At 54.1% G+C, this 12,149-nt stretch carries 11 protein-coding genes; 4 read left to right on the top strand and 7 right to left on the bottom strand.

Annotated elements, in window-relative coordinates; translation table 11 throughout:
* Positions 1–85: 85 nt before the first annotated feature.
* The 3 genes from trxA to HOP44_RS17125 form a co-directional block, all read right to left on the bottom strand.
* Positions 86–406 carry a thioredoxin gene (trxA, locus tag HOP44_RS17135; RefSeq protein ID WP_172194942.1) on the bottom strand — a complete coding sequence of 107 codons (321 nt, stop codon included), beginning with the start codon at positions 404–406 and terminating at the stop codon, positions 86–88.
* Between the two features lie 210 nt (positions 407–616).
* Positions 617–1,564, bottom strand: a complete 948-nt coding sequence (gene dnaI / locus HOP44_RS17130; RefSeq protein WP_172195104.1) for a primosomal protein DnaI — start codon at positions 1,562–1,564, stop codon at positions 617–619.
* Positions 1,565–1,881: 317 nt separating this feature from the next.
* The gene (locus HOP44_RS17125; protein WP_172194941.1) at positions 1,882–3,390 is read right to left on the bottom strand and encodes a replication initiation and membrane attachment family protein; all 1,509 of its coding nucleotides are present in this window, start codon (positions 3,388–3,390) and stop codon (positions 1,882–1,884) included.
* A 442-nt stretch (positions 3,391–3,832) separates the two neighbouring features.
* Between HOP44_RS17125 and hemQ the strand changes: the two genes are divergently transcribed.
* The gene (gene hemQ, locus HOP44_RS17120; protein ID WP_172255485.1) at positions 3,833–4,579 is read left to right on the top strand and encodes a hydrogen peroxide-dependent heme synthase; all 747 of its coding nucleotides are present in this window, start codon (positions 3,833–3,835) and stop codon (positions 4,577–4,579) included.
* A gap of 348 nt (positions 4,580–4,927) precedes the next feature.
* On the opposite strand, the gene HOP44_RS17115 is transcribed toward hemQ, so the two are convergent.
* The 4 genes from HOP44_RS17115 to HOP44_RS17100 all read right to left on the bottom strand — a co-directional run bounded on the left by HOP44_RS17115 (position 4,928) and on the right by HOP44_RS17100 (position 9,361).
* Complete coding sequence (locus tag HOP44_RS17115; RefSeq protein ID WP_172255483.1) at positions 4,928–5,818, bottom strand: lysozyme inhibitor LprI family protein; 891 nt, start codon at positions 5,816–5,818, stop codon at positions 4,928–4,930.
* 237 nt (positions 5,819–6,055) lie between these two features.
* Complete coding sequence (locus HOP44_RS17110; protein WP_172255481.1) at positions 6,056–7,327, bottom strand: HAMP domain-containing sensor histidine kinase; 1,272 nt, start codon at positions 7,325–7,327, stop codon at positions 6,056–6,058.
* On the bottom strand, positions 7,315–7,989 hold the full coding sequence (locus HOP44_RS17105; RefSeq protein WP_172255479.1) for a response regulator transcription factor: 675 nt from the start codon (positions 7,987–7,989) through the stop codon (positions 7,315–7,317). Before HOP44_RS17105 ends, HOP44_RS17110 begins: the two co-directional genes overlap by 13 nt.
* Positions 7,990–8,170: 181 nt before the next feature.
* The gene (locus HOP44_RS17100; protein ID WP_172255477.1) at positions 8,171–9,361 is read right to left on the bottom strand and encodes an NAD(P)/FAD-dependent oxidoreductase; all 1,191 of its coding nucleotides are present in this window, start codon (positions 9,359–9,361) and stop codon (positions 8,171–8,173) included.
* Between the two features lie 448 nt (positions 9,362–9,809).
* Here HOP44_RS17100 and HOP44_RS17095 point away from each other — a divergent pair, with 448 nt between their 5' ends.
* The 3 genes from HOP44_RS17095 (at position 9,810) to HOP44_RS17085 (ending at position 12,037) form a co-directional block, all read left to right on the top strand.
* The gene (locus tag HOP44_RS17095) at positions 9,810–10,811 is read left to right on the top strand and encodes an FAD-dependent oxidoreductase (protein WP_172255475.1); all 1,002 of its coding nucleotides are present in this window, start codon (positions 9,810–9,812) and stop codon (positions 10,809–10,811) included.
* 317 nt (positions 10,812–11,128) lie between these two features.
* Complete coding sequence (locus tag HOP44_RS17090) at positions 11,129–11,329, top strand: hypothetical protein (protein ID WP_172255473.1); 201 nt, start codon at positions 11,129–11,131, stop codon at positions 11,327–11,329.
* 21 nt (positions 11,330–11,350) lie between these two features.
* A complete protein-coding gene (locus tag HOP44_RS17085) occupies positions 11,351–12,037 on the top strand; it encodes a TraX family protein (protein WP_172255471.1) in 687 nt (228 codons plus the stop codon).
* The last annotated feature ends 112 nt before the right edge of the window (positions 12,038–12,149 follow it).

Here is a 12,149-nt window from a genome sequence, read left to right as displayed (position 1 = left end):
AAAAAGCCCCGGCATAGGCCGGGGCTTTTCGCTGCCGAGCGTATGGACGTCTTGTAAAAAACGTCCGTGCGCCGGATACATACAATTATTGGTGTTTGGACAATACGCCTTTCAGCGCTTCCTTGGAGTTTACGCCGATCAGTTTGTCGACCGGTTGTCCGTCCTTGAAGAAGATCATGGTCGGGATGCTCATTACGCCGAAGCGCGAAGCCGTTTCCGGGTTTTCGTCGACGTTGACTTTCGCGATTTTGACGTTTGCGCCAACTTCGCCGTCGAGTTCGTCCAGGATCGGAGCGAGCATTTTACAAGGGCCGCACCAAGGCGCCCAGAAATCAACCAAAACGGTACCTTCGCCCGCTTCCACTTCGGTTCCGAAGGTTTGGTCGGATACATTTACAATAGCCATGGAAAATTCCTCCTTATATGTGCTTCTTCTGTGCTTCATGATTTATCTCGGCTGTGTGCGAATGCTCACACCGTAATCGCATAGTTAAAGATAACTTGCGTTTGTCTACATGTCAATTATAACACGGAATTGGACTTACCGAAACAATAAATTGTATTATTTTATAAATATCTAACCTTTTGTAAGTGAAGATTGCGTGAAGAACTTGCCTTATCCGCGTTTGTTGTCGCCCAGTACCCGGACCACTTCCACAAACGGAGAAACGCGGTTCATCAAGCGCTGGCCCTTGTAGGCTTCTTCGCCGTCTTTGTTGGTGAAACTGAGATGCTTCTCCAGCGCGGACAGCGAGTAGTTGGACGTATAGAAAGTCGGTTTGCGGTTCATCCGGTAGTTCAAAATGGAACCGAGCACGTGATCGCGCACCCAGGGTCCCATATTCTCCGCTCCGATATCGTCGAAGATCAACAGGTCCGTTTCTTTCATCAGCTCGACGGTATCGCGCAGCTTCTCTCCATCTTGGATCATCGATTTGACGTCTTCGACAAAGTCGGGCATATACACGATAACCCCCGAGTGTCCCTGCTTCGCCAGCTCGTGCAGCAGATAGCACATCAGGAAGGTCTTGCCCGTGCCGAACGGCCCTTCCAGGTACAGCCCTTTGGCGGAGAGTCCCACGGTCTTCGTCTCGTTGATATAGCGGAACACGCGATTGACGGCCGGCGAACGCACCGGATCTTTCATCATGATCTCCACTTCGTCGTAGCCTTCCAGCAGGGCGCGTTCATCCACGTAAAAACTGCGGATCCGGCTGCTGATCTGCTGGTCGCGCTGGTGGGCCAACTGCAGATTGCACGGCGCTTTGTGGTCGCGGATCCGCAGCTGCTCGCCGACTTCGTCGATACTGAGCTTCGTGTAATGTCCCTGAAAATCGTTCGGACAATTCTCCAGACCCGGGCAGTTGGCGCAGTTTTGTTTTTCCTTCGTATATTCGTACAAACGGCTCAGATTGCGGCTCAGTTCCTGTTCCGTCAATCCGGGATACCGCAGCCGAAGCTGCCTAACCTCCGGTTCGTTAAAAATACGGTTCTTCAGGTCTTCCGTCTGCTGACGGATTCGGGAATTCCCGAACTGTTTCAGTACGTTGCCGATCGAATCCATGGTCATGGGTGGGGGCCTCCTCTCTGGGCGCTCCGCGACGTCGGGGGCGGCTCCGGTTGGTTTCCTTCCTGCGAATCGGAGATTCTCGGGGAACGGGAAATCCAAAAGCCGCCGCCCCTCGACATCGCTCCGCCGGGGTGGGTGGTAAAAGCTTAAGATCGTGCAGGGCCCAAGGGCCAGCAGGGCAACTGCGCTCAAGTTCAAAGGCGAAAGACCGTGAAGGCTCAAAGGCGCCGCTGTTGGCGGCTGTTTTCGCGTGAAGAGCGTCGGGAGAACCGGACACGGAATCCGGGAAATTCAAGAAGCGTCCGGCCGGTTCATTTCTGAGGCTTGGCCTTGCTTGCTTTCATCTCTTCGGCCATCCGGACGTACTCGGCAAACTCCTCGTCGCTGACAGCGGTCTGGACCGGCGAGTTCTGGACGATCGGCAGTTCCGGTTTGCCCCGGGCGGCTTTGCCTGCGGTGCGGGTGCGCGTGCCGCCGCTCTGGGCGGCAGCCTGGCGCTTCGGGTTGGCCTGGTCGCGGATATAGCGGACGGCTTTTTCGTACGTATCGATCTGCCGCAGCAGCATGTTGGAAGCGATCGAATCGACGAAATTGCGGCTGATCCGCTGATCTCCGTCTTTGCCGAGCAGGGTTACCAGGTAATGGATCAGCACATTGATGACTTCCCCCGGCAGCTTGTAGCTGAGATCGATCTTGCTGAACATATCGAGCCACGGACCCGGAACGGTTCCCGGGAAAAAGTTGCGCAGAAGTCCGGTATACGGCTCGTTCCGCAGCAGCATGTTGTATTGGTGAATATCGCACTTCGATTGGAACTGCGAAGGCACTTCGAGATAATATTCCATTTCCACCGCGTGTTCGACCGGCATTTCTTCGGCGGCCGGTTCTTCCGGCCGCACGGCGCGGGCCGCGCGGACCTGGCGTTCTTCGGTCCGTTTGGCGGTCTGGCGGAACGTCAGGTTGGCACGGCTCTGAAGATTGTCCAGCAGCAGTTCCCCGTCGCCCGAGAAAATGCCTTCTTCGTCCAGCAGTCTCACGATATCTTCGACGTTCAGATCGAATTTGCGGGCCACATGGTTGATCATGCCCATCTGTTCGCGGTTGTGACGCAGTCCTTCCACGAATGGACGGTTGCGGGCTCCGCGCGGAAAATGCAAAATGACATCGGAATAATCGAACAGCGGATCTTCCGCCGGCATATTTTTGCTTTGGCGGCGCGCCGGCGAAGCTTCGGTCAGCGCCTGTTCCAGCTCATAGTCGATCACGTGCGTGTTCAATTCAAAAATTTCATAAAACGGCTGCGAAATATTTTCTTTCGCGGCCCGTCCGTTTTCGCCGAGCTCTTCCGGTTCCCCGTTCCAGAAGCGCTCCTGCAGAGCCAACACGGCGAACTTCCCGATCCGGTCCCGCAGCAGCAGCGTAAGATGCTGGGTCGCAAAAAAGTCGGACGGCGGCAGCGGCTGCTGCAGTTCGTATTCGTACATATATTGGTCCTGCTCCGGCATATACAGCCGATGGGTCTGCAGCAGGCCGACCGCTTCGAGCTTGGAAGCATTCTCGACCATCAGCGTTCTCCCCCGGTCGTTCGGCTCGATACCGAGCGTAAGAAAGAGCCCTCGTTGTTGTTCCGTTTTGGAGTATCCCGTTTGTTCAGACGGCAGGTGCTGGGCCAACAGCCGGTACAAAGCGACGGCGGATGCCCCGACCATCGGCTGGTAGACCAAGGTCAGCATGCGGTCGTCCAGACTGCTCAGGCTGAAATCGCGATACGTATAATAACGGTGATGTTCCGTGTAGTGCAGCAGGCTCTTCATGCGCATCTGCGGATGTCCCCCTCTTGTCCTTGCAAATTGCAGGTAAAAATAGACGTACTCCGCGGAACGCGCCCTTGGCTCTGGACAGGTTCGTTGGAGCCCCTTCATTTTACCACAATTCCTCCGTCAGGAAAGCTCGGAAAGAAAGCAAAATCATGCGAATACGAACCGGCCTCCCCGCCGCATGAGCCCGGGCTTCGGAATGCTTATCTTTTTGTGAACCCGTTCCCGCCGTCCGAACAGACTTTTCCGGCGCTCGAATTGCTCTTGCGTTCGCCCCTGCGTTACAATGGAAACTGGAAGCACCGGGAAAGAACGCCAAAGCGTCTTTGCGCTGCCCTCCTTTTGCATCCCGGCGACCTTATGCCGCGACGAACGAGCAATGGATCTTTACAGGAAACCTTGTGAAAATCCCCACCATACAATCTGATTTGGGAGTGATCGATTCATGAACGAAGCTACACTGACGCTTGAAGGCTGGTATTGCCTGCATGATTTCCGTTCCATCGACTGGACGCTGTGGAAAGCGGCGGATCACGAGGAACGCGCGGGCGCGATCGAAGATCTGGAAGAGTTTATGAAAGAATTCGAAGTGACCGCCCAAAGCGGAACCGGCAGCACCGCCGTCTATTCGATCGTCGGCCAGAAAGCCGATTTCGTGTTCATGTACCTGCGCGAGACGCTGGAAGACCTGAACAAACTGGAGATCGCGTTCAACAAGACGGACTTCGCCAAATTCACGACCAAGGAATATTCCTACGTGAGCGTTGTGGAACTGAGCAACTATCTGGGCAAAGAAGGCGAAGATCCGATGCAAAATCCGCAGATCATCGCCCGCTTGAAACCGGAACTGCCGAAATCGGCCCATATTTGCTTCTATCCGATGAACAAAAAGCGCGAGCTGAACGATAACTGGTACATGCTGTCGATGGACGACCGCAAAGCGATGATGCGCAGCCACGGCCTGATCGGACGCAGCTACGCGGGCAAAGTCAAACAGATCATCACTGGCTCGGTCGGTTTCGACGATTGGGAATGGGGCGTCACCTTGTTCTCCGACGATGCGCTTCAGTTCAAAAAACTGATTTACGAGATGCGTTTCGACGAAGTCAGCGCGCGTTACGGGGAATTCGGCGCGTTTTACGTCGGGAATCTGCTGGATTGGGAAAAAGCCCAGGAGATGCTGAAAGTTTAATTTTCGGCGGGGAAACGGTGGAATTGAGCGCTTTAGACGACTGCTTCGGTCGTCTGGGGCGCTTGTTTTTTGCGAGTGGGCACGGGCGGGCATGTGGATGCGGGGCCGTCAGGCGAAGAGTTCGGCTGCATCGCTTCCTGTAATCGAGAAATTTCCATTAGAGTTAGAGCAAGCGGGAATTTTTCGATTACAGAGGCGATCGCTGCGCTCTCCGCTCGAACTCTTCGCCTCCCGCCAGGTATGTCGTATGTATGCGTGCGTCGTGCAGAAACGTCGAAGAGCCCGGGACTATGCTCGTCCGGGGCTCTTCGACGTTTCCCCACCTTAAGTTGGGCGCGGGGATGGGGATCATTGCATATGATTTCGGATCAAATAATACGTTCTCTCTTTTGTTTCAAAAGCTAAATAATCCATGCCTGCGGCCCGTTCGGAAGCGACCGTGTCCGTGAATTCGTTAAAACGCTTTTCTTTCTTTTTAATCCATTCGATTTGCTCCGCTTTTAATCGTTCGAACGCTTCGCTCGGCATGGTCGCTTTTAACTCGTTCCAGGTTTCTTGCAGCAGGTTATCCCAGTCTTCGTAGTATCCGCCGTAAAAACCGGGCCGGGTATCGTGCGCGAACAATTTTTCGGCTTCTTCTTCGATCGATCGGTCCAACTGATCGGCTTTCGCCGCATATCGGCTTTGCAGCCCAGATTCCGCGGCAGCTTTCGGTTCCGCTTCCGTACGGATTTTCGGTTCCGCTTCTTCCGATTTCGCTTCCATGGATTCCGCTTCTTCGGGCTTTGTTCCGGCTCGGACTTCGTCCTTTGCGGGCTGCTCGCTTGCCGGCGCCGACGACGTTTTATTCAGCTCTTTTTGTTTTTCCGCCGATACGTCGACCCGGATCAGCTTGCTGTTTTCGATCGGTCCGCTTGGCGTGTTCACAACTTTTATCGTGTTTTTATCCTCGAAATAACCTTCGAACAACAGCTCGTTCTTCCGGGTTTCCGGATTGAACACGTCCAGCATAAAATGCCCGCCCTCGGTTTCTGTGAACGTATAATCCGCCGTTATCGGCTTTTCCGATCCTACCGTGCTGATCAGTCGTTCCGGGCCGATCTCCAGATAGGCGTGCGCTTCGTCTCCGATAAAGATTTTCCAGTTTCCCGCGATCCGGTTTTCCTCGGAACCGCAGCCGGTCGCAAGCAGGACCAAAACGAGCGCGGTTAACGCTGGCATCCATTTGTTCAAGATCACTTTTGCATGTCCCCATTCGTTTTATTATGCTTTTCAATCGAAAAAGGCTTCTATAACGACGAAAAACCCAACTCCGCGATAGGAGCTGGGTTCAGGTTATAAGATTGATTTCAGGCTGTAAAGGGCCCGAATTAATTTGGTTATCGTAAAAGTTCAATGTTAAATTAATTTCTATTATACGATACATGTCAAGGTTTATTGCAAAATGATTAAAGTAAAACCACAAAAAGTAAATTATCACTCTTGCTCAAAAACTTTGAATGCGGCAGCAGCTTCGGCGCCGCCCGAGCACGCGTTGCCGAGAGTCAGGCTCCCGCCGTGTTTCTCGCAAAGCAAGCGGCAGATATAAAGACCCAAGCCGAAATGGACATCGCCTTGGGTTTCGTCCCCGCGGTAATACGGCTCCGAAGCGCGGCGCAAAGCTTCGGCCGAAAAACCGGGTCCGTCGTCGGAGACGACAATCCGAAGCGAATCGACGCTTTGCTCGAAGGAAACCGAAATCTTTTCGGCGGCGAAGCGTTCGGTATTGACGATCAGATTCTCGAAAACCCGGGCAACAAGGTTGGCGTCCAGCGACAAGTTTGCCGGCAGTACGGGACCGAAGATCAGCGTGCGGGAACCGCTTAAGGTTTCGGCGGTCTCGCGTAAATCTTCGATCAGCTCCGAAAGTTCGACCTCTCGAGGCTGCGGCTGCAGCTCGTCGAGCTTTTGCACGGAAGTCATGGATGCAACATAGCGTTCCAGCCGTTCGGCGTTGCGACGAAGAGCCGAGATCGCGGACAGTGTCTCTTCGCGATCCAATTCGCCCGAAGGATAGAAATCGGCTAACAGGTCGATCCTTCCCTTTAGTACGGCCAAAGGAGTGCGCAGATCATGCGAGAAAGCCGCGTTTAAACGTCGGCGCTCTTCGGCGACCCTCCATACTTCCCGACTGCTGCGTTCAAGTCCGCCGCGCATTTTTTCGAACGCTTCGCCGATTCGGCCGAACTCGTCGCGACCGCAGACAGCGACACGAAAATCCAGGTCGCCTGAAGCTGCTCGATTCGCAGACTCGATCAACGTGCGGAGCGGCCTGCGAATACGGCGGCGGTAGAACAGGAACAAGCTGCCGCCGAGCAGAATAAACGCGTAAGCATAAGGAGCCGTGTACTGAACAAACAGGTAAAAGCCGCCTTTCAGCTTATGCGCTAACGTAAAATCGGCAAAACGCGGTCCCGTGCTTCCGTTTTCGTACACGCGAATTCTGGAACTGCTCCTTTCATCAGGGCCGACTTCTCTCACGACTCCATGATCGGAAACGGCTTTCCAGGTATAAGGAAGTTTGTCCCAATAGGAGGCTTTCAATATCCCGTATCGGCTCGATGCCTCGTGCGTCGTGACCTGCGACAGGAGCACGACCAGCGCCGTCAATACCAGAGTCAGAAGCAGAAACTCGGTCAACACCGATCGAAAACGGATGCTTGTTCTTTTAGGCAGAGCTGCCTGCGAATTCCTATTCAGGATTTCCATTTGTATCCCAACCCCCATATCGTATGGATCGGAGACTCAGCTCCGGCCGCGGTCAATTTGCCTCTCAACTTGCGAATATGTTCCGCCACGACAGCGCTGCTGCCCTCTCCTTCATGCCCTCGGATCCGCTCGTAAATCTCTTCCTTGCCGAATACTCGACCCGCATGCAGCGACAGCAGCTCCGCGATCCGGTACTCCTGGCGGGTCAATGGGATGCCGACTCCCCGGTGCGATAGTTCGGCCGCCGAATAGTTGATAACCAGGCCGCCGGCAAATTTCACCTCGGACCGGCCGGTCTGGCGTTCCTCCCTGCGCAGATGCGCACCGACTCGCGCCTCCAACTCAGCCATGCCGAACGGCTTGACGATATAATCGTCGCCGCCGGCGGCAAAGCCGCTTACCTTGTCGGCCTCTTCGACGCGGGCTGTCAGAAACAGGATCGGGCAGGCTACAGTGTCGCGCAAGCTGCGGCAGACTTCCAATCCGTCTATCCCCGGCATCCCGATATCCAGCAGGATCAGATCGGGATGCCGCGCGGCAAGACGAATCGCTTCTTCGCCTCCGGAAGCCGACAGCACCTCGTAACCGCATTTGCGAAAGTAGCTTCCCAGCATATCGAGCAGATCCGGTTCGTCGTCGGCGATCAAAAGCTTGTAATTCATCGTGCTCCCTCCTCTCGGAATCCAGCATAATCCGCATTTTTCAAGATTTGTCCAATTCTTCGCGAAAAAGTGAAAAAAGCCGCCTTCGCGTACCGCATAAACGGTGCGAAGACGGCTTTGATTCAGTAAAGCATCAGCGGCTCCGGCGAACCGGTACAAACGCCGCGTCGAAAGGTCCGGCTTACAGGAAACGACCTTTTTTCAGAACGAGGCCCATACCGCCGATCACGAACAGATAGCGGGCATCGACCACTTTTTTCAGTTGGGCTGCCGGCCAGCCTTTGATCTTCTTGCCGGCTACAACGGCAACGGCTTCGCCTTTGCCCAGGGAAGCGACGGTACCCTTGTTGCTGAACACGAATTTCTCCGTCGGCTGGTTGCGAATCGTCGCTACCAGATTCTTCGCGACGCGCTCGCCCTGCTGCATGGCGATTTGGGCGGTCGGCGGGTAAGGACGGCCTTCAGGTCCGATCATGAGGGAACCGTCGCCAATGACGAATACGTTGTCGTGGCCCGGAGCTTTGAGGTACTCGTCGACTTTGACGCGTCCGCGCATGGCTTCGAAGCCTGCGTCTTCGATCAGATGGTTGCCGCGGATACCGCCGGTCCATACGACGGTTTTGGCTTCGATGCGTTCGCCTTCGCCAACCGTTACGCCGTTTTCGTCGCAAGCTTTAACCGGTACGCCGATGCGGAACGTCACGCCTTTTTTCGTCAGCGTGTCCATGGCGTACGTGACCAGCTCCGGATCAAAGCCCGGCAGCGCGGAAGGAGCGGCTTCGACGTTGTACAATCCGACTTTCGCAGGATCGACTCCGTATTGTTTCGCCATCTCAGGCAGACGGTTCGCCAATTCGCCGACGAATTCGATTCCTGTGAAGCCGGCGCCGCCGACTACGAAGTTCAAGCGGGTTTCGTCGCCGTCTTTTTTGAATTCCTTGAACTGCGTCTCGATATGCTCGCGGATTGCGCGAACGGAGTTGATGCTGCGGATCGAGAACGCATGCTCTTTCATGCCCGGGATGCCGAACGTTTCCGGATCGCCGCCCAGGGCGATAATCAGGTAATCGTACGACAGCGTACCGTCTTCCAGTACCACTTGACGCGTTTCCGGTTTGATTTCCGTTACATTCGATTTCACGAGATCGATCTTGAACTCGTCGACCAGGTTGGAGATCTTCTCGTAGGTTTTCTCTTCCGGCTGCGTGCCTGCTGCCGGCATGTGCAGTTCCGTAGTGAAGTAGTGGTAGTCGTGACGGTTAACCAGTGTAACGTCGGCTTCGTTGTTTTTGAGCTTTTTTTGCAGGTTTTGAGCCGCGAGAATACCGGCGTACCCTGCGCCCAGGATTACGATTTTGGGAATGCTGTTCATTGTTTTCCTTACCCCTTTTCGATTCATAGTCATTTATGGGATAACCTCTTGCAAGGTTGGAGCCTCATGTGAAAAGTTACACAAAAACGGAGAGAACTCGCCCACTTTTAAGTTTATCCCGTCCGCATCTTGGCTGCGACTTTTATCACATACATTGTACGCTTTTCCGCTTCATAATACAAAGAAAAATTTGAAAAACAGACGCAAAACGGACAAAAAATATTCATACTTGTCAGAGAACCGAAAAATACGCGCCCTGGAACGGCTTTTTCCGGAGCTGCGGCAGGCAATTGGCCGGCAGGACCGCCCGCCGAGGCCGAAACAGCGAAAAAAGCCGGGAATACGCTTTGCAATCCGGGGAAAAACGAGTTTATAATGAGTGAGATTGCAAAAACCCATTCATTTCGATAGATTCATAACGATTCATACCTTCGGAGGTGCTTATCCAGTGACAGAGAACCCTAACGGCGAACATCTTGCCGATATTTTAATCATCGGCGGCGGTCCTGCCGGTTTGTTCGCCGCTTTTTACGGGGGAATGCGTCAGGCGTCCGTAAAGCTGATCGAAAGTATGCCTCAGCTTGGCGGGCAGTTGGCCGCGCTTTATCCCGAAAAATATATTTACGACGTAGCCGGTTTCCCGAAAGTGACCGCACAGGAATTGGTTAACCAGCTTGTCGAGCAGATGAATCATTTCGATCAGGAAATTTGTCTCGAAGAAAAAGTAATCGCGGTCGACAAGGAAGAAGAGCAGCGGTTCAAAGTCACGACCGACAAAGGCGTCCATTATGCCAAGTCCGTTGTCATCACTGCGGGCGTGGGCGCTTTCGAACCCCGCCGCCTTGCCCTGGAAGGCGCGGAGCGTTTCGAAGGACAGAACCTGCATTACTTCGTCAGCGACCTGAGCAAATTCGCGGGCCGCAAAGTGCTGCTCAGCGGCGGCGGCGATTCCGCGGTCGATTGGGCGCTGATGCTGGAGCCGATCGCCGAGCAGGTGACGCTGATCCACCGCCGCGACAAATTCCGTGCGCACGAACACAGCGTGGAGAACCTGATGGCCTCCAAGGTCAATGTGGTCACGCCGACGGAAATCACGGAATTGATCGGCGAAGAACGTATCGAACGCGTCGTTTTGTCGAACGTCAAAACGCAGGAAACGCAGGAGATCGAAGTGGATGATGTCATCGTCAATTTCGGCTTCGTCTCTTCCCTCGGTCCGATCTCCGAATGGGGCATCGAGATCCAAAGCAATTCGATCGTGGTCGACACGCGCATGGAGACGAGCATTCCCGGCATCTTTGCCGCGGGCGATGTTACGACGTATCCGGGCAAACTGAAGCTGATCGCAGTCGGGTTCGGCGAAGCGCCGACGGCCGTGAACAATGCCAAAGTTTACTTCGATCCGGAAGCCAAACTCTCCCCGGGCCACAGCAGCAACATGAAACGATAATTATCCACAGAATTGCCATATTTATGCCCGTCATGCCTCCCAGCGCCGCGGCGCCCGGTACGACGGGCTTTTTGTTTGCCTAAAAGGCCCGGTTATCCCCCGTTTCCTGTGGGCAGTTTGTGTATAATGTGGGTATAAGACGCAAAGGAGCTTCATATGACGCTGTGGATTTGGGGATAACTTTATCCACAAGCCCCGGCTTTCCCGTGTTTGCCCCCGGCATGGTATGATGGGAGCGAACGTGACAAATCTCCTTTTATCCTTGCCGTTCGATCTATAGACAGCACCGTTTCTACTATTTATGAGGAGGAACCCGCGTGGAAGGATTCGCCAGTAATCTCTATTTGGTCATTTCGATCGTCGAAATCATTATTTTGTTGATGATTGCCGCTTTTATGGTTATGCTCGGCATCAAGTTTTGGAAAGAAAAACGCTTCGGTCCGGTGATCGCTTTTACCGTATTTTTGATTGTGTGCCTGACTTTGACCTGGTGGAGCCTGCAGGACAAGTTCCTATAGACGGCGAAAGGGGCTTGAAGCATGCAGCTGATTGCCATGATTACGATGCTGATCGATCATCTGGGCTATGTCTTTTTTCCGGATGAACGCTGGATGCGCATCGTCGGCAGGATCGCTTTCCCGATTTACTGCTATCTGCTCGTCGCAGGCTACCGGCGCACACGCAGCCCGAAACGCTACGCCCTGCGGCTGCTTGGCCTGGCCCTGCTATCGCAAATCCCGTTCATGCTGGCTTTCCTCACAGCGGGAGTCAATGTGATCGGAACCCTGCTTGTGGCGCTGCTGATCGTGATGGCTATCGACTATTTCAAAGACCAGGCGGCGATTCAATGGACCGTTGGCATTCTGCTGGTTCTGCTGACCTACTGGCCGCTGGAAGCGCTGCAGTTCGATTACGCCACTTACGGCGTGCTGCTGGTGCTGATCTACCGGTATATGCCGAATGTCTGGTCGATGGCAGGCGGGCATTTTGCGCTGAACGTCCTATATCTGCTTGTGTCCCAAAGCGTGACCCAATTCTACAGTATCGTGACCACGCTCTTTATTGCCGGTATTCAGGGCTCCGCTCCCGAGACCCGTACCGAAATACGCCTGCCCCGCTGGCTGTGGCGATCGTTCTATCCCGTTCATCTGGCTCTGATCGCCCTGATCAACTGGCAGATAAACGATATCCGATTCGCCGATTTTTTCCGGACGATCGCTTCCTGAGCACCTGGAAAAATCGTTCGCGTTCCACTTCGTGTTTCATTTTCCAATAAGCTGGGTATTATACCGTATTATTCACTCTAAAACACATAAGGAATCTGGGGGAGTATCATAT

The sequence above is a fragment of the Saccharibacillus deserti genome, assembly GCF_013618475.1.
GTDB classification, from domain to species: Bacteria; Bacillota; Bacilli; order Paenibacillales; family Paenibacillaceae; genus Saccharibacillus; species Saccharibacillus deserti.
This window is presented reverse-complemented; position numbering and strand designations above follow the sequence as displayed.